Here is a 23,136-nt window from a genome sequence, read left to right as displayed (position 1 = left end):
TGATCATAAGTAAGATATTTGACAGGGAACTGAAAGATAATTATGGGAAAAAACTGGACTAAGTGGGAAGTTATGGAGATTCAATTGTAAATCCTTTTCAGTATTTGAAAGGCAGACCGAACGAGAATCATGCTTAGTCTGCCATCTAATTTTACTAAGCTCAATCAGTTTGACCTGCCTATTCAGATTCGTTATCGAATAACTTACCTTGTAGGCGATCTAGTTCCTCCTTTCGAATACGCTTCACTACGCTGTAAATCCATTGAATAGAAACACCAAACTTGCGAGCCAGATCATGATGATTTTTACCGTTAAACTCGTTGAAAATCTCACGATCACGGAGGCTGACTTTCCAAACCATGCCCATAGGAAAATAGACATTTTGACCGCCCCAAACCTGCATCATATGGTTCGCAACAGCTTCGCCAATTTGTTCAGCTAACGCAGGCTCAACATGGATTATTTCACTGACCGTACAGGCTGTGTGCTGTGCCAGTTCTACCAGCAGTTCAGGACCTTTGCTACGAAAGTTATTCACATCATTCATACTTTTTCCTCGTGACGCGGTTCCGCCACTTCTTCAGTTTTTCAATAATGCTGCTGGCTTGGCCTGAATCCAACCACTGTAAATCATCAATATCTGTTTCACGCTTAACCCAGTGAGCTAAGGCTTGTTCAGAACTATTATGAACAATACCTATAGATGCCATTTCCAACCACAATGCACGTATCTTCTTTGAGTGGGGGTGGCAATCTAATGAACGCGATGTTTTGGATTTCTTAGGGGATTTAATCTTAAAACCGCGCTTTTTCATCGCATCCAAAACGCGAGTTAACTGCGGGATATCCATTTCCCGCGTAGAGGCTTTTCCGGTCTCTGAAAGTAGCATCTGGCGATACGTATCTTCATCTAGTTTTAGATTACTATGTGCAATATGAATAAGCTGAATAAGTTTCTGTTTTGCCATCTTATTCATCCTCTGCTATGTACTCTCTAATTGAGTAAACCAAAATAGTCAGCATTAACTTGATATTACTGAACCTGGCTTTTCGGTATAAGACCGTTTTATCCATGAGTGGTCTCTAGTGGTTGTAAATCCCATGTTGCCACAGATACACCGTATTGCTGACTACAATGTGGACAAACCAAGATTAAATCAACAACCCACTCACCAAACTCAGGAGTCTGGATAACCTTGGCTTGTTTTAGATTCATTTTTTCAACAGGTTGTTTGCAGTGATTACATGTTATTTTCATAAGTATGTTCCTTACTTAATTTTCTGTCCAAATAGGATAATTGAAAAATTTTCTTTTCCTGAATTAATTGATATTCCATTAATATCTTTTACAATAGCTTTATTTACATAATTGCGGGGTGTAGAAAGCGGATTTAGCTTTAAACAGAATTTTTATTTTTACCATATTTAATTACCTGTTACTTAATGAATGTATTTATTAATACCAATATATCCACTTCTTTTCCTCAACAAAGAAAATTTTTTTCAAATAGATCGATAATGAAATGTCGGTATTAATATTTCCAAGACTTCTATTTCTCTGGTTATGGTATGTTACATCCTTGTTGTAACCAACTTGAAATTAATAAAACCAAAAATTAGTCGAATACGCCTTGCATATTTAACTTGTGATAAGGCAGTTTTAATATGAATATTACCAATATTAATTGTTAAGTAGAACTTTTTCTCATAATGATATCTTTAGCTAACACTGCGAATAATATTGGCATCAACCATAGATATCTCATTAATTGCAGCCATATTCATCGCTGCAATAATCAGGTTTCCAATAGCTAATGGATATAATAAACTAACGGTCTCTTTACCGCTATGCCGACTAAGACATAAACGGTCACGGATAGCACCAATAGCGCTATTATCTAAGATCTTGTTAGTATTCATACCTACACGACCAAATTTAAAATCCAGAAATGTTTCTAGATAATCATTAAGAGGAAACAAATTAACAACCTCACAACGTTGTACTACTTCACGAACCTCTTGATTACGTTCCGATAGCTTTAATTCCAGCTCAGACTGACCAATCAAAATGATCGATAACAGTTTTTTAAATCCATCTTCCAGTTCAAAGAATCGTTTAAGGTGTTTTAATGTTGGTAAAGGCAACGAGTGTGCTTCTTCTATTATTAACACATGCTGATAGCCAGCCCGTGAACTGTCTTTCAATATCTTGTGCAACTGGCGGAAGCGTGCTTCAGGCGATCGTTTCAAGTTTTCCAATGGCGCTAAGGTATTCACAATAGCTTCAGCAATGTTTGATGCTTTCAAGGTCTTACCTTTTACATCATTGTCTTCCATTGCTAATACATAGGGTTCAATAACAATAACGGGGGTATTTTCCCTGTTAATACGGTCAATAAGATCACGACGCAGTGTCGTTTTACCTGAACCCGATTCCCCTGATACTGCCAGAAAACCACCATAGCGGGCTGTTTGATACATTGCTTCCCGCACATAACGGCTATCTGGAGTCACAAAAACATCTTCAGCACTTTGAATTGCACTATCTTCAAATGGATCACGAAATAAACCAAAGTGCTTTTTCGTAGCTGGAAATAATACTTGTTTTTTTAGTAACATGTTTTCATCCTTGGAAATGAAGGTTGTATTTTTATTATCGGCATAGGTATCTAATTTATCGGTTGCTTGTACCACCTCAAAACTTTTTGCGGTATCGATACCTTTTCTTGCCAAGAAATCAGTAATACGTTGACGAATTGCATCCATGTTCTGCCTTGGCCATATATTGTGATTAACAATTTGAGCCAACGCCGCCGCTGAAATTCCCGCAGCACTTGCTGCTGCACTTTGCGTTAACTGATGTGTCTGTAACTGCTGTTTAAACACCAGCATAATAATCCCCCCGTTAAGCGGCTACCTTTATTTTTGCATATGCCATTGATAATAAGAGATAGCAACATCATTCCCTGGCCAAATATCCTGTATATTTCTTACGTTATAATGAATTTCACGAAAAAAATTGTATCACTTTTATAAATAAACCTTAGTTGTAATTTGAGTTTCCAATGAAGGTAGTGGATTATGAACTTTAATCGCCATTTTCTTTTCCTTAAATATACACAATGAAAAACTAATTACCGTTGATAATACTGCGTGCAACAATTGCTGATTGCCCCATGAATTCATCAACCAACTCATCAATTTGATCTGTTGGAACACCATTAGGAAAGCGTTTAACTATTTGCTGATAAAACTCACCACACCATGTTTTGCCATGTGATTGGAACCGTTCACGTAAAATTTTGACAACATCAACGGGGTTCATAAGCTGTTCAATACGTGGACTATGTACTGTAGAAGCTTGTCCACGTTTTGGCATATACGTTGGTGCATCATTATGTTCAATATCCAAATATGGATCAAACCGACCATTGAGGGGGAGTGTTTTCAATTTACGCGCTATTTCAGTTTCAGCCGTGCTGTTTGTCCCCATGATTTTCTGTTCAATTTCGGCTAAATTACGTTGTGCAATTGTTTGAGGAATGGCCTGGAATTCACGACCAATTACAGGTGCGCCGATGGCAAAACCGTACTCATCTTTAGTGACTTCATTAACAAGATGGAAAACATCAAAGCCATCTTCACCAGTAATGACTACCTGTGCCTCTTCGTCACGCCAAGGATTGCGGGTGATCATGATTGAATCACCAACACTCACGCTAGGAACGGTACTGACGTCATACTCACGTCCCCTGAAAGATACTCGCAAGGTTGCCTGTACTTTACGGCTTTCTGGTGCGCCAATTGCCAGTTCACGACAAACGTTAATGGCAGGTGCTTTTACTAACTGTTCTGCTGTGATTTTTAACCAGCAATCTGTACGGGTTTGTCCATGTCGACTATGTATTGCACTACGGTTAAATTTCATACGCCATAGCCGTGCCAGACGGTTAAGCTCATCAATATCATCAACCTGTCGAAAACGTAAACCGGACTCGAAATTGCGTTCAATGATGTCACGCGCTTTTTCAACAGAGCCTGTAGCACGGGCGTTACGGGCCTTGTGTTGTATCATTTGAATGCCTAGAGCTTTGCACAAGTTACGTAGTGTAGGTGCTGTCAAAGCTGAACCGGGGTCAGTAAATAAAATTTGGGGTACACCGTGTAATACATCTGCGTCACCGCGATCTTGCATTGCGTTAATTAATACAGAAGTAAAATTCTGACTGGTTTCACCGCCAAATAAGTATTCAACATATATCCAGCCACTTGTATGATCTGTTAATTCAAACGACCAGACACGATCATTAATAATACGAGCCAGATTTTTCGGCTTATTTTTATTAAATTCAGCCACAGGCATCATGCGTAATCCACTGTCAACTCCATTATTTTTATTAGGATTTTTTAGGTAATACAGTACGCAAATTGAGGCGTCTAATTCCCATACATGATTAGGATGCAAGCTAGCTAATTGTAGGCTGGGTGCAGACACTTTCAACTGTTCAGGATGAAGTTTGTACTGGCGCAATGCACGACTAATAGCGTCAATAGATAACGGAGAAAATTCGCCCGTTTCGGTATCAATATGGCCTGCATGAATCAGGCCGTTTGAACGCAGATCATTAACGGCTTGTTCGAGGCTATATAACCGTTTCCCTGTATTACGAGTGGCCTCCATCAATATCCCTGAAATCAAAGTTGCTTCTTCACGTGTCAGTGCACTATTGCCTGCATCAGAACGTTTCTTACGTGGTTTTTTGCCAAAAACTTCACCGAGTTTTTTAATCAACGTTGAACGTGACATACACAGCTCTTCACAAGCCGCCCGATATATTGCCTCTTTACCGCCATGTCCGGCTTTATGTGCTGCCTGTGCAATAGAAACTAATCGTTCGGTTATTGTGGTATTCATGTTATTACCCTTATTCCGTCAGTTTCTTTTCAAGCATTTTTTCAATTCAGATTTATTCATGTGCCTCTTCCTTATCCATCCATTCTGGTCGTTTAAATCCTTCCTCTTCTGCCTCCACACCTTCTTTAGCCCAATCAGGAACAATGCTGTGTTCTCTGTACTCAGGTAGATTAAAGTGATTACGCAGGTTACGAATTTTGACTTCAAGGTCATCGAGTACGCCTGCCATAAACCCAACATGGCTAATGTCAGTACGTGTGGTATGGCCATTAAGCGTTTCAAATCCATTGAAAAGATTGGTGATAGCGGCATCAACAGAAAAAGACAATGAATTAACCTCTTGTGTCAAAGCAGCACCTTCCTCTTCAGGTTTTTCATGATTAATTCGGCGCTGAAGTTTGTGCTGGATTGCAGATTTCTCCTCAATCAAATTACTAACAAGTTCCTTTTTTTCCTGCACCGTCTGGCGGGAAATTTCCAGATCAGCGCGTGTATCACGTAGGGTCTTACGTAGTTCGCGGACAGACATGCGATCAATATCATCTAATGTCAAACCTGCTACAGTGCCACCTTCAGCCAATTCTGACAGTTCATCATCGTCTTCAAGCATCAATTCATACAGTTTGGAACGTCCCAAAAGCGAAAACGTTTTCGCTTTTGTCTCTAATCCAGGTGAAAGAAATTTGAGTGCAGCTTGTGCCATTTTTTGAGCAATGCGAGGTTCCAGACCGAGTTGATCCTTAACGATGTCAACAAATTCACCATGAGGTTCATTCTCTTTAAGAATAATGAGGCGCTTCCCAGCTTCCAACATCGCTTCAGCACTCTGAGCCATATAGAAACGGGTTTCGTGAACGATACGTTCACGTTCATATGGCAGACCATCCCCAAACTGTTCCATGATTTGCAGGCGGTGTGTTGTCATAGCGTTGAGATTGACCTGCAGATCGTCAGCAAGTTGAACATCTTCGGCTAGTTTTACTGATGTTGTATTTTTTGAGCGTGCCATTGTATGAATCTCTTGTTAATTAATTTCTGCTACCAGCTAAAACGCGCTGATTCATTTCTGTAATTTTGGCTTGGGTGTTAGCCATTTCATTTGAGAACGATTGTGCTATTTGCAGTAATTGCATACCGGGTGCATATCTGCCGCTACCCAGTTTTTGCGCCAGCCCTTCTTCTATTAATGTATTTAGTGCACGATTAATATTTGCAGGAGATTCCCCCAGTAATTCCGCTAATTCACCATTACTCATCCCAGACAAGGAATGACCACGTAGAGCCTTAAGAACTCGTAATATGCGCGTACCAGAACTGGAAACGTTAATTTTGCGCATGTCACATTCTCCCTTTTCAATATGTGATAATCTGTTACATAGAGTGATAAAATAGTTAGGCTAAATTTAAATGCCTAAACTAGGCGTTTTCAGACCTAGCTTTACAGCTATTTCATGGGCCTTTCCGTAATTAGCTTTGGATTGTCCATTAAGAACTCGGTATACAGCTTCACGGGAATACCCGTTATCCTGTGCCCATTGGGTAATAGTGATGCCGTGTTGTTGAAAGCGGCTTTTAATTTTATCGGGTGTCATGCAATGGCCTCCGGTAATGCAATGATGTTTGTACGATATGTGACATTATTGTCCCATTAATGGGACTTGTAAAGGGTTTTGGTGACAAAAATGTCTCTTGGTGAGAGATTAAAAAAAGAGCGTGAGCGATTGGGGTTTAGTCAGTCTGATTTCGCGGAGATGGTTGGCGCATCAAGAAAATCACAGATAAGGTGGGAAAAAGATGAATCTGCACCAGGGGCTGACGCTATAAGCCTTTGGGCAAAAGCTGGTCTTGATGTGTTGTACCTGATCACAGGACAAGTTGAAAAGTCAGCCTCTACCGCTTACAAAAACAGTGAGATAGATGAAGAATTACTGGGAAAAATTGTTCATAAACTAGATTCGATGGCACAACAGGCTAATCGCCGCTGGACACCCGATGAACTCGTCCTGCAATCATCAAAAATATATAACTTTTTAATCAAAGAGTCGGCTGTCGATGACAGTAGAATTGATAGAGTATTAAAACTGGTTGTTAATCATTAAAAAAATAAAGGATTTGCATGAACAGAAGAGATGAAGAATTACAAACATTAGCAGGACAAGTTTTTGATAGCCTTAAACAACTTCCCCAAGATGGGCAGGAACGACAGATAACCATCAGCGTTGGTGGCAATAATCATGGCTCTATTCATGTAGGTTCAGTCGTCAATATTAACCCCACGCCATCTCGGTCACGTGAGCTTCATGAAAGGGATAGTCGGGAGTTACTTGCTATAAAACGAGAATTACTTATAAAAAATAAAGATGCTAAATGGCGTTATTACATCAATACACCTTGCTTGCTATTACTTAGCCTCGTGCTTATAGCATTTACGTTTCCCCTATGGAACGCTTATATGATGTTTTTTGGTGGAGGATCTACTAATGTATTGGCAGTTAATGATAAGACATTAATAATCTTTATCTCTTGGACCGTACTGATGATGATTTGTGGAAAAAAAATGGACAAGAACAGGAAGATAGAAAATAGGATAATAGGTGAAAATCAGAATGTTATTGATACCATAGACGTAATCTTGCGACGTAGAAATTCTTAAAAATATAGTTATTTTTTATTTTATATAAGGGTATGAGCTGTGCGTAAGTTATTAATTCCCGCAATATTTATTTTGGCGGGGTGTGGTGATGGAACAGAAAATAGCGTTCAGATTGAGTCTGAAAAAGCTCCAGCCCCTGTGTTCTCAATAGCAACAGATGATCCCACTATCAATCGATTATTGCCAACTATTAGAAAAATGTGCCCAGGATTGGATAAATACTCTGATCAATTTACTGACATCACAGTTTACGAAAACAGTTATCCTTCACGCACAACTATCAAATTTCATATTGATGAAAATGCCAAACTGCCCAATGATTATATAGCTAATGGGAATAATTGTTTTCTTGATATAGAAGATAACGAAACAGTTTTATCTATATCTAAATCAGCTTGCCAATCTGTTTGTTTAGATCAACAGAATGTACCTGGTGGAACGTTGAAATTGAAACTTTAGAAACAAATAGGATATTTATGTCTACTACAAACATAGAAAAATTTAATGAAATTGTAGGTATTATATTTGGGAAATTATATGAGTCATTTCCTTTAAAAATAGATCTTTTATCCACAGAGATAATCGGTGAACCCCTTCAATATTCTGATGGAACATCCTCTGATGAACTTTGTACTACAGTAGAAGATCATAGATTTTTTCTGGATACCGTGGATTGGCTCATGACGAATGGTTATTTGGCAGGGACTATGAGCTCTGAAGGTTGTCATAGAGCCGTATTAACCGCTGAGGGTTTAGAAGTTCTCAAAGTAATCCCTGATAGCTTAGAAACTCCATTAGGTGATCGTATTAAGGAAACATTGAAGACTGAAAGTAAAGAAGCATTAAGGTCTTTAGTTAGCCAAACTCTTGGAATAGGTTTACAGTTTGTGTCCCGTTCTATTGGCTTGAGTTAAAGGTAAAAAATGGCAAAGCAAATATATTGCCTTGCCATTCTCGGTTATTAGAAATTACAAATGATTAGCTCTTTACTCTGTTTAGCTTTCCCCGTAACTTTCAAGTTGTAACCGATATTAACTGCTTGCATTGTCAACCCTTTGAACGCCTTGCGCATTTCTGGAATATTGTTCACCGAAATCACCATTTTCCCTCGGATGGTATGTGCTAATTCTGCTAATAGATCATAGTTCTCAAGTCCGAACTCTATGCCATATCCCTCTGTACCCCAATATGGAGGATCACAATAAAACAGTGTATGCGGCCTGTCGTACCGCTGGATGCATTGCGCCCAATCCATATTTTCAATGATCGTTCTTGCCAGTCGCAGATGAGCCATTGATAGCTCTTCTTCTATTCTGAGTAAATTAAATCGCGGTGGGCTGGTGGTGGAAGTTCCAAAAGTATGTTCAGCAACCTTACCGCCAAATGCCTGCTTTTGGAGATAGTAGAAACGCGCTGCTCTCTGAATATCGGTTAGCGTTTCTTCGGGGGTAATCTGTAACCATTTATAAATTTGGCGGCTGACCAATGCCCATTTAAATTGCCGGACAAACTCTTCCAAGTGATGTTTTATCACGCGATAAAGATTCACCAACTCACCATTAATATCATTAATCACTTCACATTTGCTCGGTACTTTTAGGAAATACAGTGCAGCAGCACCACAGAACGGTTCGACATAACAGGTATGCTCAGGAAATAACGGTAAAATATGTTTTGCTAATCGGCGTTTACCACCAATCCACGGAACGATGGGTAAAGCTTGTTCTTTCATTATCAGTAAGCCTTTTCCATTAGCTGAAAATGAGCCAGGCTTTTCCGGTCATCAATAATCAATAACGGAAAGAGCCTAGATTGACTCACAGTACATACCTGTGAGTTGATAGCCTACCCAGTGTTCGAGCGTTAGGCAGGTCGCTCTTATCCTGTCTTTTACTTTTCTGATGCGCTCTTAACGCCCTTTAAAATCCTTTTCCCGATAAATTGACAAAACTGTTTCCATCAACGACTACGGAGACAGTTCAATGAGAACTTTCAAATCGTTTGTATCACTTATCAAAAAATTACGCCTCGGTGGCTGGTTGTTAACAGCTGTTCTATTGCTGCTTACTATCGGTTTAGTTTCCCCTCAACAAGTCCCCGTCGTTATCTACAAATTATCGCTTATTGCTCTGGCTGTTGTCTTGGGGTACTGGCTAGACCGCAGTTTATTCCCGAAAGCAAGGCCCGGTCAGTATCTGAAACATGATGAGATACTCATGAAAGAAGGAAAATATCCCGTTCAGACTGGCTACCATCTGGTGTTTGCGGCTGTTCTGATACGCCGTGCACTGATTGTTGCCGCCACCTGTCTGAGCGTAGCTACAGGGTTATGATTATGAATTGGCGGCAGATTATCAGAATTGTACTGTTGTGGTGTGGCGGTATGGTCAGCCCAGCATTGGCTAACGAACCACCACACCGTTCGCAGCAATACCGCAATGACTTGATACGTGCTTCTCGTGTGATCTGGGGATTGAATGCACCTGTAGCTGATTTTGCCGCGCAGTTGCATCAGGAGAGTGACTGGAAATCACGAGCTATTTCGCCTGTTGGTGCTCAAGGTATGGCCCAGTTTATGCCTACAACAGCGGATTGGATTAGCCAACGCATTCCTGAATTATCCAATAAAGATCCCTTCAATCCAGTCTGGTCTATACGGGCAATGGTTCACTATGACCATTGGCTATGGCAACGCATTAAAGCTGCCGATAAGTGCCAAAGAATGGCGATGGTGCTGTCTGCCTATAACGGAGGCTTAGGCTGGTTACTACGGGATAAGAAGAAAACCGAGGCAGTTGGTCTCAATCCGTGGATCTGGTTTGGTCACGTTGAATTTCAGAACGCAGGGCGCCGTACCTCAGCATGGAAAGAGAATCGCTATTACCCCCGACGCATATTACTAGCACTCGCACCGCGCTATTTGGCTTGGGGAGGTGCTAGCTGTGCCAATTAAATTGTGGGCTAAACCTATTGTATTGATTTTGGTGCTAATTGGCATGTTCGCTTTGGCTCATTGGCGAGGCCATGCCACAGGCTTTCAGAAAGCAATGGAGATCGGGAATGCCGCATTGGCACAGCAGAAAGCCGCATTTCTCCTATTGGAAAAACAACGGGTAGAACGGGAACTGGCAGCTCTTAATGCTTTGCAGAAACGTTACCAAATGCAGGTCAATACGGCGCATCAGGCAGAAGCTAATTATCTCAATGATATTGAACGACTCCGCACTCAAAACCAGCAACTCAAGAGGAAGATTGACCATGTTACTCAACGTTGGATGGATGAAAAACAACAATTTCATCCCGTTAATTGCGTGTTTACTCGTGGCTTCATGCAGCAATACAACGCCGCCTTCGGCCTGTCCAGTGAACAAACTTGCTCTGCCTCCGTTACCTCCGGCGCTGATGAAACGTCCTGTGGAAATGAAAGCTCTGATGCCCAGCTACGGCCATTCGATATCACACAACGAGATATCCTCTCCAATATCATCGACAACGGAGAACAGTGTCTTGCATTGAAAGCGCAGGTTAATGGCCTGTTGGATTACATCAAAGGATTACAACAATGACACTACAAATTGAATTTTGGGCTGCCGTAGGTTTTTTGCTCTCTTTTCTCGGTTTCGTGTTTGGTATCGCAAAGTGGTTATTTACTAAAGCAGAAGAACGGCAGGATGAACGACATGCATCGTTAGAACTGGCACTTAAAAATTCCGTAGACAATTGGTCTCAGCTCGAACGCGAGTTCATGCAATTCAAAGCTGAGCTCCCTCTGAACTATGTACGCCGTGAAGATTACATTCGTGGTCAGACAGTAATTGAAGCAAAACTGGATGCACTTTATAGCAAATTAGAGGTGGTGCAGCAGCACCGAATTGCCGGAGGTCAAAATGATTGATGTTGCCCGTGTTCGTCGTGAATCATTGCGTTGGAGTCTGTTGGTCGCACTGAATAAAACTCGCCCATATACCGCCAGTGAAACGCTGTTATTGGATATATCTCGCGCGATTTATCCTGACGTCACTGCATTGGAATTACGGAAAGAATTGGATTATCTGGCAGGCAGTAAATTAATTGACCTCAATAAACAGCCATCGGGTAGTTGGTTTGCTGACTTAACTCGTATTGGTGTTGATGTTGTTGAATATACGGTCGAATGCTGTCTTGGTATTGCTCGTCCTGAAAAATACTGGAGTGAATAATGGCGCGTCGAAGCACAATCAATAAACTCCCTGAAGACATTCGGCGCTGGTTGGAGAGGACGTTGACTGAATCAGGGTTTAGTAGATACCAAGAACTCGAAACCTTACTGCGTGATCAAGGTTATGTAATCAGTAAGTCTGCTATTCACCGTTATGGACAAAAAATAGAAAAGCGATACGGTGCAATACGGGCGGCAACAGAAGCAGCAAGGATGCTTACAGAAGGTGCAGTGGATGATCAAGATGCACGTTCTGAGGCTGTGATTGCTTTAATTCAGACTGAACTTTTTGAAAGTATTATTCAACTCCAGGAGGCTGAAGAAGGAGAAATTAATCCGAAAGAACGCGTCACATTGCTCTCAAAGGTTGCGAAAAACGTAGCTACACTTTCTCGTGCTAGCGTGAATCTGAAAAAATTCCAATCTGAAGTCCGGGCACGGGCTGAAGCTGCTGCAAGTAATGCAGAGAAAATTGCACGCAAAGGTGGATTATCTGCCGAAGCAGTTGCTGCATTACGTCGGGAAATATTGGGAATTGCTACATGAATCTGCTTGCACCTGTCCTACCAGATACTTCCTCAATAGCAGCACCTGTCGTCTTATTGCCATACCAGCAACGATGGGTGGCCGATTCGTCTCCTCTTAAAGTCAATGAGAAGAGTCGTCGAACGGGAATTACTTGGGCTGAAGCGTCAGATAATGTACTCATCGCTGCATCTTCTACCGCTGCTGGTGGCATGAATGTGTATTACATCGCCTATAACCAAGATATGACCATTGAATATATTCAAGCCTGTGCAATGTGGGCTCGTGCCTTCAACTATGCGGCCAGTGAAATTGAGGAAGGGTTCTGGGAAGAAGACGAAGATGATAAGCACATCAAAACCTTCACTATCAAATTCCCAGGCTCTGGATTCCGTGTAGTGGCGCTTTCTAGCCGTCCGTCTAACTTGCGTGGCCGTCAGGGGATCATTGTCATTGATGAGGCTGCTTTCCACGAACAGCTCGATGAATTACTGAAAGCGGCACTAGCCATGCTTATCTGGGGCGGTAAAGTGCGAGTGATCTCCACCCATGACGGGGATAGCAACTTGTTTAATGAGTTGCTGAACGATATCCGGGCAGGACGCAGGGACGGTGTTATCCACCGTATTACCTTTAAGAAGGCTGTGACTGAAGGACTATTCCACCGCGTCTGCTTACGTACCGGACGTGAATGGTCACAAGAGGCTGAACAACAGTGGATGATGTCGGTGTACAAGTTTTACGGAGCCGGGGCATCAGAAGAATTGGACTGTATTCCTGCTAATGGTGGAGGAGCCTGGTTGTCCCGTGCTTTGATTGAATCTCGGATGTCTCCCGATACGCCAGTGCTGCGACTGACTTGCCCGAAAGGATATGAGCTTAAATCCGATGAAATACGCCGCACAGATACTGAAGAGTGGCTAAAAGCCAACCTGAAGCCGTTGCTAGATGCATTGCCTTCTGATGCTCGTTCGTTTCTGGGACGCGATTTTGGCCGCAGTAGCGATTTGTCCGTAGATTATCCATTGCTGCAACAAAAAAATCTGGTACGCAAAGTGCCGTTCGTGCTGGAACTGCGCAACGTGCCATTCAAACAACAGGAGCAAATCACTTGGTATTTAATGGATGGACTTCCTAATTTGCTGGGTGCAGCCTTTGATGCCCGTGGTAACGGTGCTTATCTGGCCGAATATGCCATGCAAAAATATGGCGCCAGCCGTGTGCAGCAAGTCATGCCCACCGAAGGTTGGTACCGTGACAATATGCCCCCGGTGAAGGCTGCGCTGGAAGACGGCAATCTGGAGGCGCTGCCAAAGGACGAAGACACTTTGGATGACCTGAGGGCAATACAGGTCATTAACGGTGTTCCCCGTGTACCTGATCAGCGCTCAAAAGCAAAAGCGGACGGCGGCAAGCGCCACGGTGATGCAGCGATAGCCCTTGCTCTGGCGTACTTCGCTAGCCGTGAAATTAACAAAGGTCCGGTGAAGGCAAGTTCCCGCCGACGCCGTCAGTCTGCACGTATGCTGGAGGGATACTAATGTCTCGTGGTATCTGGGTTTCACCAACAGAATTTATTAACTTTTCCGAATCAAAGCAGTCGTTCACTGAACAAATTGCATCGCGTAGCCGTTCCATTGACTTCTACAGTCTGGGGACATATCTACCTAACCCTGATCCTATTCTCAAAGCTCAAGGGCGGGATATTCGTATCTATCGTGAATTACGTACTGATCCTTTGGTTGGTGGATGTATTCGCCGCCGCAAGGCCGGAGTGAAAGCACTAGAACGTGGTGTAGAACGTAGTAATGCCCCTGTACGAGTCTTTAACTTTATTCGTGACATGCTTGCAGATTTGGATATGTCACGCATCATTGGCGAAATGCATGAAGCGGTTCTGTACGGTTATCAGCCTTGTGAATTGATGTGGAGTCAGCATCAATCATGGTCAGTGACGGATATCGTTAGCAAGCCACCTGACTGGTTCCACTATGACCGTGATAACCAACTGCGTTTTCGTGCTCGTGATGCAGGCGTTGAGGGAGAACTGGTTCCTCTCTATAAATTTGTAACGCCACGTCAAGACGCCACTTATGACAACCCTTACGGATTTCCAGACTTATCAATGTGCTTCTGGCCCGTCACCTTTAAGAAAGGCGGCATGAAGTTTTGGGTACGCTTTGCCGAGAAGTATGGTTCACCGTGGGTAATTGGAAAGCATCCACGAGGTACGCCACAAAGTGAAATTGATCTGTTATTGGATTCGATGGAAGCGATGATTGATGATGCAGTTGCCGCCATTCCTGATGATTCCTCTGTTGAGATTAAAGAGGCAGCAGGTAAATCAGACAGCAGTGATATTTATCAGAACTTAATTACCGTTGCTCGCAGTGAGATCTCCATTGCGTTACTGGGACAAAACCAAACGACCGAAGCAAACAGCAATAAAGCCTCTGCACAAGCAGGATTGGAGGTAACGGATGATATTCGTGATGCTGATGTTGACGTTATCACCAGCGCCATTAATCAGGCTATACGCTGGGTCGTAGAATTGAACTTCGGTAACGTTGAATGTCCGGTCTATCGTCTTTGGGAACAGCGGTCGGTTGATGAAACACAGGCTAATCGTGACGTTAAGTTGAGTCAGGCTGGTGTCAGATTTACTCCGCAATACTGGAAACGCGAATATCAATTTCAGGATGGGGATATTGATGAAACAACCCTGTCAACCACGCCTATTCCACCACTCCCACTGGCGTTTTCTGAAGCTGTGAACGCAGATTTAGCAGCACAGGACACCTTAGATGAAGCGCTGGATATTTTGATGAATGAAGGATCATTGAATGAATCGTTGAAATCTCTACTGGCTCCTTTATTCCATCGTGTTCAAAACGGTGCTAATCCCAGCGATCTTATAGGAGAGTTAGCCGAGCTTTATCCACAAATGGACGCAGATGGCTTGCAAGAGCGGCTAGCGCGGGTTTTGTTTGTGTCTAACATTTGGGGGCGCTTGCATGAGCATAACCACGCCTGAACTGGCGTATTGCATGACATTACCTCCCAAGAGAGCCATTGGTTATCTGCAATCTAAGGGCTACAAGATAACGTGGGATTGGGAAGAACTTTGGCAAGAGACTCATTCCCGTGCATTCACGGTGGCGAAAGTCACGCGTCTGGATATTCTGGAAGATATGCGCCAGGCGCTACAGCAGGCACTGGATGAAGGCAAGACTGATCGTTGGTTTCGTCAGGAGCTGGAGCCAACATTAAGACGTAAGGGATGGTGGGGAACGAAAGAAACCGATGACCTCGTTACAGGGGAACGTGTCACTGTTCAACAAGGTAGCCCGTGGCGCCTTGATACTATCTTTCGTACCAACATGTCAGTGTTGTACAGTGCAGGCCGTTGGGCCGAACAAATGGAAAATGTTGATGACCGACCGTACTGGATGTATACAGGGATCAGTGATAACCATACACGCAAGGGCCATCTCGCATTGCATGGTTTGGTATTTCGCTCTGACGACCCATTTTGGCAAGCTTTCTATCCTCCTAATGGTTGGCGTTGCCGTTGCAGTGTGATTGCTCTCAGTCATGATGACGTTCGTGCCAGAGGGATGAAAGTTATGAATTCAGGTAAAGCAATGGGCTGGGAGTTGAAATTGGTTTCACAAAAAACAGGTGAGATGCAGCCCGTTGCTACATTCAACACAGGTATAACAAAAGTGGCGACTGATGTAGGTTGGTCATATTCGCCGGGGGCAGCATATCGTCCCGATTTGACCAGATATCAGGGAAAGCTATCTGGACTGGCCCACCGCGAACTAAGAGGACAGAATGAATAATCTTACTATCACCATTAATGATGAAGACCTAAGACGTGGATTACGTGCATTAGAATTGGCTGCTAATGATCTGACACCTGCCATGCGTAAAATTGCTGCGACATTGTCAGCAGAAACCGCCTTTAACTTTGAATCTGAAGGGCGTCCGGCATGGATACCCTCTGTAGCTGCAAAGGAACGTGGTGGTCAAACGCTGCAAAAAACTGCTCGTTTGATGAGTTCAGTCAGTACCCGCTATGATTCCCATACGGCAGTTGTCGGTACAAACTTAGTCTACGGGCGTATTCATCAATTGGGAGGTAAAACTGGCCGCAATCAATCTTTATTGCTACCAGCCCGGCCTTATCTGCCCGTAACAGAACAAGGCGAATTATCACCAGATGCAGCAAGAGCTGTATTAAGCACCATTCAACGACATCTTGAATCAGCGGCGCATCGTTAAACTTTTCCTCCCTATGCGGGTGATTTATCATTGTCATTCGTAAAAGACTTTATAAAGCGTTTACAGACTCAAATTTTCGATATCTAATTGCACGCAGTTCCATCTTCTTATTTCCTTCCCAAGTCTTTTCTAAAGCAGATTAAAAGTGGTTTTTTCTAATTGTGGAGAAACTGCCTCTATCAACGTAATAGAGGCAGTGAAATGAAGTCACTTCACATTTTCAAATCCGGTACACATACCGATATGCATGGCAAACAATTGCCGTTCAGCCCCGCAGATTTGCAAGCTTGTGCAAAGGCTTATGATTCATCGTTGCATGAAGCACCAATTGTGATTGGGCATCCCAAAGACAATTTACCCGCCTATGGTTGGGTTAAATCGCTGACGTCTTCCGGTGATGATTTGATTGCAGAGCCTCAACAGGTTGATGTTCAGTTCGCTGAACTGGTCGATGCAGGCCGCTATAAAAAAATCTCTGCTTCTTTCTATTTACCAGATTCCCCAAACAACCCTAAACCCGGCGTGCTCTATTTGCGTCATGTCGGCTTTTTGGGCGCGCAGCCACCCGCAATTAAAGGACTGAAGCAGGCTGAATTCAGCGAGCAAGAACATGGTGTCGTGGAGTTCTCTGATTGGAGTGACATCACCAACGCTTCACTTTGGGGGCGTTTGCGAGAATTTTTGATCAGTAAATTCGGTATGGACGAAGCAGACAAAGCGCTTCCTTCTTGGCAGGTGGATTCATTACGTGAAGAAGCTTATAGCACGACTCAGTCTGCTCTTGCCTTTCATGAACCCAATAACACACATCAACGTGAGGAAAACATCGTGACAAATGAAGAAAAAAAGGCGCTCAAAGATGAAAACACCCGCCTGAAAGAACAGCTTGTTGCCCGTGATGCTGCCGACGCAAAGCGCAAACAAACTGAGCAACATGCCGGAAACGTGGCATTTGCCGAAAAGCTGGTCGCAGACGGCAAATTGGCGCCTGCTGCCCAATCTGTCGTGGTCGCCTTGCTGGACGCTGTAACTCAAGGAGATTCCCTTGTCGAGTTTGCTGAAAGTGATGTGAAAAAACCATTGGCTACCGCGTTTAAAGATCTGCTGAGTTCTGCCCAGCCTGTTATTGATTTTGGCGAACATGCAACAAAAGACCGGGTTGACCAAAACTCGTCATCAGATATTGCTGAGTTTTCTGATGCAGATCCTGAGCGTCTGGCGCTGCATCAAAAAGCCGTCGCTCTGGCGAAGAAAGAAGGTATCAGTTACGACGTAGCCGTTGCCCGCTGTCTGTAACACTGCGACCGGAACTATTAAGGAGAGATAAATGTCTGATTATTTGAAAGGCAAACGTATTGTTGACCCTGTGCTAACCAGTGTTGCACGTGGTTATAAAAATGCGGCATTCATTGGCGAACATCTTTTCCCTGTCGTCGAAATGGAAAAAGAAGGTGCTAGTGTGCCGACATTTGGTAAAAGTGCTTTTGTGGAATATGACACCAAGCGTGCTGTTGGTGCCAACAGTAACGTTTTGATCCGTGAGAAAGGTTCTTCGTTAGATATCGTGCTCAACGAGCATGATCTAGCTACACCTGTTGATTATCGCGAGAAATCAGAATCTTTATTTAATGAAGAAGCAAAGGCAATCCGTCGTTCCACCAATGGCGTGAATCTCAAACGCGAACTGTATGCAGCTCGATTGGCACAAGACCCTGCGGTTTACCTCAGTGACTCAGTGAAGAGTCTGACAGTTAATGAACGTTGGGTTGGCGGCAAAGGTAGTCCAATCAAAGTCATTGAAGCTGGAATTGATGTTGTTCGTACTGCCATTGGTGTACGTCCAAACCTCATGACTATGGGGGCTAGCGTGATGTCACTGTTGAAGTTTCATCCTGAAATTCAGGCAGCTATTGGAGCCAACGAACGTAAACGTATCACAATAGAAATACTCAAAGATCTTTTCCAAATCCAGAACGTTGTCGTTGGTGAACCAGTTTCTACCCCAAGCATTAAAGAAAATCCCGTTGATATCTGGGCTGATAATTTGATGTTGCATTACGTATCACTTCCGCAGGCAGGAGCAGAAAGCGCCGATGAGTATGAGCCTTCATTTGGTTATATGTTTCGCCGCAAAGGAATGCCTGTAGCGGATAAATATCCGGGTGTTGGCGGCAAGGTGAATTACTGCCGTTATACCGATATTTATAAAGTTGCGGTTGTTGGAGGTGATGCTGGCTATCTGATTACCAATATTGTGAAGTAAGAGGAACAATCATGGCAGTAACACAACAACCCGTATTGACCACGACCATCATCGCCACGGCTAATATCGTACAGCATCGTTTGGTGGGTGCCGATAATGCCCCTTGTCAGGCTGGAGCCGTTGCACTTGGTATAGCGGAAATGGATGCGAAAGCAGGTGATGCTATTCCAGTCAATGTCTTGGGTATTATTGCTGTTGAAGCAGGTGGGCCAATAGCTCGTGGGCAAGTCGTACAGTCGGATAAGAATGCTTGCGCAGTACCACTAAGTTCTGCGGAGAATGCTGCCGGAACATCTATCGGATTTGCGCTGGATGAGGCCACGGCTGCTGGCAATGTTATTCGCATCTTACGTGGTGTATGACATGTATTGCTCATTGGCAGATCTGCAAGGACAGATACCAACGCAATCATTGATATGGCTGTCTAACGAAGAGCCTAATGCCCAGACGATCAATGAAACTGTGGTTAACAGTGTCATTCGCTATGCCGATGAACTTATTGATGCCCATTTACGCGGGCGTTACATCCTGCCTCTGGCGGAGGTTCCCACGGTATTACGCGATGCTGCTATTACGTTAACACGCTATCGGTTGTATGCCCGCCGTCCAGAAGGCTCTGTTCCTGAAGCCGTGATAGATGATTACAAAATTGTTTTGCGCCAACTGGCTGACATTCGTGATGCCAAACTGACACTGGGCCTGCTTTCCACAGGAAAAGATGCTCCTGAGCCGGGAGAGTTTCGTGTTCGAGCGCGTCATCCCACCTTTGGGGGAAGTCAAGGGATGTTGGAGAAATACTAATGGATGTTTCGCCGATCATTGATGCCATCGTCATGAGGTTAAAAGAAAAGCTACCTAGCTTACAGGTGGAGTATTTCCCTGAAAGGCCGACTGAATTCAGGCTGAACCATCCCGTGGGAGCCATTTTAATCAGCTATCCCGGCTCTCGCTTTGATAAGCCTGAAGATGTTGGGGCAGTATTGCAGACACAAACTGTCATGCTCAATGCCACTATCGTTTTTCGTCAACTTAATGGACGTCACGGAGCCGTTGCCACACTGGATGATGTACGCCGGGTTCTCGGTGGATTCCAACCACCGAACTGCCAACGTAAATGTTGGCTGGTACGGGATACATTTCTCGGTGAGATAGCTGGCTTGTGGCAATACACGCTGGATTTTGCGACTGAAAGTGTATTTATCGAAGATAGTGAGTCACCGGATGGCCCGCCGTTAGCCCAAATCAATTATGAGGAAACTAAACAATGAAATACCTCTATACAGGCCCAGCAAGCGGCGTCACTTTAGCTGATGGCACAGAAGTCTTGCTCTGGTCAGAAAAAACTGTTGATTTACCGGAACAGCATGATTATGTGAAGACATTGATCGCGCTGCAATATCTTCATCCACTGTCAGAACAGCAAAAAAGTATCCTGAAGAAAAAAGAAAAGTCTGAGGGGGCCACTGATGGCCACTAATTATTTACATGGCGTCGAAACTATCGAAGTCGAACAAGGCTCCCGTCCGGTCAAGACAGTGAAATCCGCCGTGATCGGCTTAATTGGTACTGCACCGATAGGGCCAGTAAACGCAGTGACACTTTGTCTGTCAGAAAAAGATACAGCTCAATTTGGTGCTCAAATGAATGGTTTTACCATCCCACAAGCACTGGATGCTATTTATGATCATGGTGCGGGAACTGTGCTGATCATTAACGTTCTTGATCCTGAAGTGCATAAAGCCAATGTTGCCAATGAAAGTATTATCTTTGATAAAACCACAGGAACAGCAAAACTGGCTAACCCCGTGGTCAGTAATGTCTTGCTAAAAGCCAACTCTGATAGTGCGCCTTATATAGAAGGACAAGATTATTCTCTGGATGTTCAAACAGGTAGGCTCAAGAACATCGGTAAAAACATCATTGCTGGTACAACCGTAATGGCCAGTTATGACTTTACCGATCCCACGTTGGTAACACCCGCTGACATTATTGGCAGCATCAGTGCAGCGGGTAACCGTACAGGTATGAAGTTGCTGAATGATACTTATAACCTGTATGGATTCTTTGCCAAGATCTTGCTGGCTCCTGTTTACTGTACCCAGCTAAGTGTGGCGACAGAACTGATTGCCCTTGCAACTAAATTGGGTGCCATGACTTATATTGATGCCCCGATAGGTACCACTTTTGCTCAGGCTATCAGTGGCCGAGGCCCGTCTGGCACAATCAATTTTAATACCAGTTCTGATCGTGTCCGACTGTGTTACCCACACGTCAAAGTCTATGATTCAGAAAGCAATAGCGAGCGCTTGGAACCATTGTCATCTCGTGCAGCAGGGCTGCGTGCCAAGATTGATGCAGACAAAGGTTTTTGGTGGTCATCCTCCAATCAAGAAATTAGGGGGATCACCGGGATTGAGCGTCAGCTATCCGCCATGATTGACGATCCACAAAGTGAAGTGAACCAGCTCAATGAACAAGGGATTACTACAGTGTTCAATAATTATGGCTCTGGTTTGCGCTTATGGGGCAACCGTACCGCCGCGTGGCCAACTGTGACACACATGCGTAACTTCGAGAACGTGCGCAGAACAGGAGACGTGATTAATGAATCCCTGCGTTACTTCAGTCAGCAATATATTGATATGCCGATCACGCCGGCTCTGGTAGATGCCCTGACAGAATCTGTGAATGCCTATGGTCGTAAATTGATTGCTGATGGTGCTTTGTTAGGATTCAAATGCTGGTTTGAGCCGACCCATAACGAAGAAACAGAGCTGGCATCAGGTCATCTGTTACTCAGTTATAAGTACACACCGCCGCCACCACTGGAACGGCTGACATTTGAGACCGAAATTACCTCTGAATATTTGCTGAATTTAAAGGGGAATAATTAATGGCTGGAAAAATAGAAATTAACCGCATCACCAATGCCAATATTTATATTGACGGCAATAACCTGTTGGGACGGGCGGAGGAAGTGAAACTGCCAGACGTTTCCATGACTATGCAGGAGCATAAGGCGCTGGGGATGGTCGGTAAGGTGGAATTACCGGCAGGCTTCGATAAGCTGGAAGGCGAGATCAAATGGAACAGTTTCTACCGTGACGCTATGTTATCCGCTGCCAATCCCTATAAGTCTCTGGCATTACAGTGCCGTTCCAACGTCCAGAAATTCAGTTCACAGGGGCGCATTGATGAAGTGCCATTGGTGACGTATCTGACCATCTTATTTAAGAAAAATCCGCTGGGCACATTTAAACAACATGAAAATGCTGATTTTTCCAGTAGCTTTACCAGTACCTATATTAAGCAGGTACTGGATGGGGAGGAGCTGTTAGAATTGGATTATCTGGCCAATATCTTCCGTGTTGGCGGCGTTGATCAATTGACCGATTATCGCATCAATATCGGAGGTTAAACTAAATAATGACGGTAGAATTAGTGGATAAAGACCAGAATATTCCCAGTCTTGGATTACCTAATGGTACATGGTTTGCTGTCTTAAACATTCCAGGTGTGGAGACTTTGTTTTCTACTCAGAAAACCAATGATCCTATTGACTGCTCTCGTTCCAAAGCCAGAAAGCTCGCCGACTTGATTGATAGGTGGATTCCACCGGAAGGTTGGTTTTCCGATATCGGTGCAGAGAAAGGGAAAGAATATCTGATAGATTTTTTCTGTAACTGTAAAGGCTTTCGCACTCACTAATGACAGGGGCATCAGCCCCTTTCTTCTTTAATCCCCTTTAATATCTCCGTTTCCATACATGAATGAGACTGAATGAAACTTACAGAGGAGTATCATCATGTCAACTACGACTTACCATCTTCAATTTCCCTATACCACGGCTGCTGGCGTTCGCATTGAAGAGCTCCAGCTATCACGTTTGAGAGTTAAAGATATCAAAGCTGTCCGGCGAGCCAGCGAAAACCCTGCTGACTGGGATGATATTTTGTTAGCGCGTTCTACAGGGTTGTTACCGGAAGATATCGAACAGATGGATGTCGCTGATTATCTGGCATTGCAGCAACGATTTCAGCAAGTCATCGGATTGGATCAGGGAAATAAAAACAGTGTGGCAAGCATCAGCGATGTTAGCACGATGGTTCCGGTTCCAGCCGAGCGAGATTGATAATCTGGCACTGGATGAATTTGAATGTTGGCTGGATGAGGCCAACACCCAAATCAAACGCGAGAATGGAGACGGTTAATTGATGCAGACAAATATTGTCAATAATAGTGTCTGGAATACTGGAAGTGAATTTTCCATTTTATTTCCCATTTAATGAGAGCTT

At 43.7% G+C, this 23,136-nt stretch carries 34 protein-coding genes; 25 read left to right on the top strand and 9 right to left on the bottom strand.

The window, feature by feature from the left end:
* Positions 1-178: 178 nt before the first annotated feature.
* From PTE_RS04515 to PTE_RS04480, 8 genes are all read right to left on the bottom strand, one after another.
* Entirely contained in the window at positions 179-547 is a 369-nt protein-coding gene (locus PTE_RS04515) for a Mor transcription activator family protein (protein ID WP_036843675.1), read from the bottom strand.
* Entirely contained in the window at positions 540-968 is a 429-nt protein-coding gene (locus tag PTE_RS04510) for a gp16 family protein (protein ID WP_036843674.1), read from the bottom strand. Before PTE_RS04510 ends, PTE_RS04515 begins: the two co-directional genes overlap by 8 nt.
* A gap of 98 nt (positions 969-1,066) precedes the next feature.
* A complete protein-coding gene (locus PTE_RS04505) occupies positions 1,067-1,258 on the bottom strand; it encodes a hypothetical protein (RefSeq protein ID WP_036843673.1) in 192 nt (63 codons plus the stop codon).
* A 461-nt stretch (positions 1,259-1,719) separates the two neighbouring features.
* On the bottom strand, positions 1,720-2,892 hold the full coding sequence (locus tag PTE_RS04500; protein WP_036843671.1) for an ExeA family protein: 1,173 nt from the start codon (positions 2,890-2,892) through the stop codon (positions 1,720-1,722).
* Positions 2,893-3,130: 238 nt separating this feature from the next.
* Positions 3,131-4,915: a DDE-type integrase/transposase/recombinase gene (locus PTE_RS04495; RefSeq protein ID WP_036843670.1), complete on the bottom strand. Its 1,785-nt coding sequence runs from the start codon at positions 4,913-4,915 to the stop codon at positions 3,131-3,133.
* A 52-nt stretch (positions 4,916-4,967) separates the two neighbouring features.
* Positions 4,968-5,924, bottom strand: coding sequence for a hypothetical protein (locus PTE_RS04490; protein WP_036843668.1), 957 nt, complete (start codon positions 5,922-5,924; stop codon positions 4,968-4,970).
* A 19-nt stretch (positions 5,925-5,943) separates the two neighbouring features.
* Positions 5,944-6,252 carry a helix-turn-helix domain-containing protein gene (locus PTE_RS04485; RefSeq protein ID WP_036843667.1) on the bottom strand — a complete coding sequence of 103 codons (309 nt, stop codon included), beginning with the start codon at positions 6,250-6,252 and terminating at the stop codon, positions 5,944-5,946.
* A gap of 66 nt (positions 6,253-6,318) precedes the next feature.
* Positions 6,319-6,507, bottom strand: coding sequence for a DNA-binding protein (locus tag PTE_RS04480; protein ID WP_036843666.1), 189 nt, complete (start codon positions 6,505-6,507; stop codon positions 6,319-6,321).
* A gap of 90 nt (positions 6,508-6,597) precedes the next feature.
* Here PTE_RS04480 and PTE_RS24330 point away from each other — a divergent pair, with 90 nt between their 5' ends.
* Genes PTE_RS24330 through PTE_RS04460 form a run of 4 tightly spaced genes read left to right on the top strand, consistent with a single transcriptional unit; the run spans position 6,598 to position 8,482 of the window.
* The gene (locus PTE_RS24330) at positions 6,598-7,014 is read left to right on the top strand and encodes a helix-turn-helix domain-containing protein (protein ID WP_081738155.1); all 417 of its coding nucleotides are present in this window, start codon (positions 6,598-6,600) and stop codon (positions 7,012-7,014) included.
* Positions 7,015-7,031: 17 nt separating this feature from the next.
* Positions 7,032-7,568 carry a hypothetical protein gene (locus PTE_RS04470; RefSeq protein ID WP_036843665.1) on the top strand — a complete coding sequence of 179 codons (537 nt, stop codon included), beginning with the start codon at positions 7,032-7,034 and terminating at the stop codon, positions 7,566-7,568.
* Between the two features lie 39 nt (positions 7,569-7,607).
* Complete coding sequence (locus PTE_RS04465) at positions 7,608-8,027, top strand: hypothetical protein (RefSeq protein ID WP_036843680.1); 420 nt, start codon at positions 7,608-7,610, stop codon at positions 8,025-8,027.
* Positions 8,028-8,044: 17 nt separating this feature from the next.
* Entirely contained in the window at positions 8,045-8,482 is a 438-nt protein-coding gene (locus PTE_RS04460; RefSeq protein WP_036843664.1) for a hypothetical protein, read from the top strand.
* A 47-nt stretch (positions 8,483-8,529) separates the two neighbouring features.
* On the opposite strand, the gene PTE_RS04455 is transcribed toward PTE_RS04460, so the two are convergent.
* Positions 8,530-9,300, bottom strand: a complete 771-nt coding sequence (locus PTE_RS04455; RefSeq protein WP_036843663.1) for a DNA adenine methylase — start codon at positions 9,298-9,300, stop codon at positions 8,530-8,532.
* A 250-nt stretch (positions 9,301-9,550) separates the two neighbouring features.
* Here PTE_RS04455 and PTE_RS04450 point away from each other — a divergent pair, with 250 nt between their 5' ends.
* The 21 genes from PTE_RS04450 to PTE_RS26950 all read left to right on the top strand — a co-directional run bounded on the left by PTE_RS04450 (position 9,551) and on the right by PTE_RS26950 (position 23,052).
* A complete protein-coding gene (locus PTE_RS04450; protein ID WP_036843661.1) occupies positions 9,551-9,901 on the top strand; it encodes a putative holin in 351 nt (116 codons plus the stop codon).
* Positions 9,902-9,903: 2 nt separating this feature from the next.
* Positions 9,904-10,521, top strand: coding sequence for a transglycosylase SLT domain-containing protein (locus PTE_RS04445; protein WP_036843660.1), 618 nt, complete (start codon positions 9,904-9,906; stop codon positions 10,519-10,521).
* Positions 10,511-11,134 carry a hypothetical protein gene (locus PTE_RS04440; RefSeq protein WP_036843658.1) on the top strand — a complete coding sequence of 208 codons (624 nt, stop codon included), beginning with the start codon at positions 10,511-10,513 and terminating at the stop codon, positions 11,132-11,134. The genes PTE_RS04445 and PTE_RS04440 overlap by 11 nt, the downstream gene beginning before the upstream one ends.
* On the top strand, positions 11,131-11,463 hold the full coding sequence (locus PTE_RS04435) for a hypothetical protein (RefSeq protein ID WP_036843657.1): 333 nt from the start codon (positions 11,131-11,133) through the stop codon (positions 11,461-11,463). Before PTE_RS04440 ends, PTE_RS04435 begins: the two co-directional genes overlap by 4 nt.
* Positions 11,456-11,767: a hypothetical protein gene (locus PTE_RS04430; protein ID WP_036843655.1), complete on the top strand. Its 312-nt coding sequence runs from the start codon at positions 11,456-11,458 to the stop codon at positions 11,765-11,767. The genes PTE_RS04435 and PTE_RS04430 overlap by 8 nt, the downstream gene beginning before the upstream one ends.
* The gene (locus PTE_RS04425; protein WP_036843653.1) at positions 11,767-12,312 is read left to right on the top strand and encodes a DUF3486 family protein; all 546 of its coding nucleotides are present in this window, start codon (positions 11,767-11,769) and stop codon (positions 12,310-12,312) included. Before PTE_RS04430 ends, PTE_RS04425 begins: the two co-directional genes overlap by 1 nt.
* Positions 12,309-13,832, top strand: coding sequence for a hypothetical protein (locus PTE_RS04420; protein WP_036843651.1), 1,524 nt, complete (start codon positions 12,309-12,311; stop codon positions 13,830-13,832). Before PTE_RS04425 ends, PTE_RS04420 begins: the two co-directional genes overlap by 4 nt.
* On the top strand, positions 13,832-15,325 hold the full coding sequence (locus tag PTE_RS04415) for a DUF935 domain-containing protein (RefSeq protein ID WP_036843649.1): 1,494 nt from the start codon (positions 13,832-13,834) through the stop codon (positions 15,323-15,325). The genes PTE_RS04420 and PTE_RS04415 overlap by 1 nt, the downstream gene beginning before the upstream one ends.
* Complete coding sequence (locus PTE_RS04410; protein ID WP_036843646.1) at positions 15,306-16,136, top strand: phage head morphogenesis protein; 831 nt, start codon at positions 15,306-15,308, stop codon at positions 16,134-16,136. Before PTE_RS04415 ends, PTE_RS04410 begins: the two co-directional genes overlap by 20 nt.
* Positions 16,129-16,578 carry a phage virion morphogenesis protein gene (locus PTE_RS04405; protein WP_036843643.1) on the top strand — a complete coding sequence of 150 codons (450 nt, stop codon included), beginning with the start codon at positions 16,129-16,131 and terminating at the stop codon, positions 16,576-16,578. Before PTE_RS04410 ends, PTE_RS04405 begins: the two co-directional genes overlap by 8 nt.
* A 201-nt stretch (positions 16,579-16,779) precedes the next feature.
* A complete protein-coding gene (locus PTE_RS04400; RefSeq protein WP_036843641.1) occupies positions 16,780-17,874 on the top strand; it encodes a hypothetical protein in 1,095 nt (364 codons plus the stop codon).
* Between the two features lie 31 nt (positions 17,875-17,905).
* Positions 17,906-18,841: a hypothetical protein gene (locus PTE_RS04395; protein ID WP_036843639.1), complete on the top strand. Its 936-nt coding sequence runs from the start codon at positions 17,906-17,908 to the stop codon at positions 18,839-18,841.
* A gap of 11 nt (positions 18,842-18,852) precedes the next feature.
* Positions 18,853-19,203, top strand: coding sequence for a DUF2190 family protein (locus PTE_RS04390; RefSeq protein WP_036843636.1), 351 nt, complete (start codon positions 18,853-18,855; stop codon positions 19,201-19,203).
* A 1-nt stretch (position 19,204) separates the two neighbouring features.
* Complete coding sequence (locus PTE_RS04385; RefSeq protein ID WP_036843634.1) at positions 19,205-19,642, top strand: gp436 family protein; 438 nt, start codon at positions 19,205-19,207, stop codon at positions 19,640-19,642.
* A complete protein-coding gene (locus tag PTE_RS04380) occupies positions 19,642-20,109 on the top strand; it encodes a Gp37 family protein (RefSeq protein WP_036843632.1) in 468 nt (155 codons plus the stop codon). The genes PTE_RS04385 and PTE_RS04380 overlap by 1 nt, the downstream gene beginning before the upstream one ends.
* A complete protein-coding gene (locus PTE_RS04375) occupies positions 20,106-20,318 on the top strand; it encodes a hypothetical protein (protein WP_036843630.1) in 213 nt (70 codons plus the stop codon). The genes PTE_RS04380 and PTE_RS04375 overlap by 4 nt, the downstream gene beginning before the upstream one ends.
* On the top strand, positions 20,308-21,735 hold the full coding sequence (locus PTE_RS04370) for a phage tail sheath subtilisin-like domain-containing protein (protein WP_036843628.1): 1,428 nt from the start codon (positions 20,308-20,310) through the stop codon (positions 21,733-21,735). The genes PTE_RS04375 and PTE_RS04370 overlap by 11 nt, the downstream gene beginning before the upstream one ends.
* Positions 21,735-22,259 carry a phage major tail tube protein gene (locus PTE_RS04365; RefSeq protein ID WP_036843626.1) on the top strand — a complete coding sequence of 175 codons (525 nt, stop codon included), beginning with the start codon at positions 21,735-21,737 and terminating at the stop codon, positions 22,257-22,259. The genes PTE_RS04370 and PTE_RS04365 overlap by 1 nt, the downstream gene beginning before the upstream one ends.
* 8 nt (positions 22,260-22,267) lie before the next feature.
* Complete coding sequence (locus PTE_RS04360) at positions 22,268-22,549, top strand: hypothetical protein (RefSeq protein ID WP_036843625.1); 282 nt, start codon at positions 22,268-22,270, stop codon at positions 22,547-22,549.
* Between the two features lie 97 nt (positions 22,550-22,646).
* Positions 22,647-22,973, top strand: a complete 327-nt coding sequence (locus PTE_RS04355) for a phage tail assembly protein (protein WP_036843623.1) — start codon at positions 22,647-22,649, stop codon at positions 22,971-22,973.
* A complete protein-coding gene (locus PTE_RS26950; RefSeq protein ID WP_110742787.1) occupies positions 22,933-23,052 on the top strand; it encodes a GpE family phage tail protein in 120 nt (39 codons plus the stop codon). Before PTE_RS04355 ends, PTE_RS26950 begins: the two co-directional genes overlap by 41 nt.
* Positions 23,053-23,136 lie beyond the last annotated feature (84 nt).

It is taken from the genome of Photorhabdus khanii NC19, assembly GCF_000517265.1.
GTDB classification, from domain to species: Bacteria; Pseudomonadota; Gammaproteobacteria; order Enterobacterales; family Enterobacteriaceae; genus Photorhabdus; species Photorhabdus khanii.
This window is presented reverse-complemented; position numbering and strand designations above follow the sequence as displayed.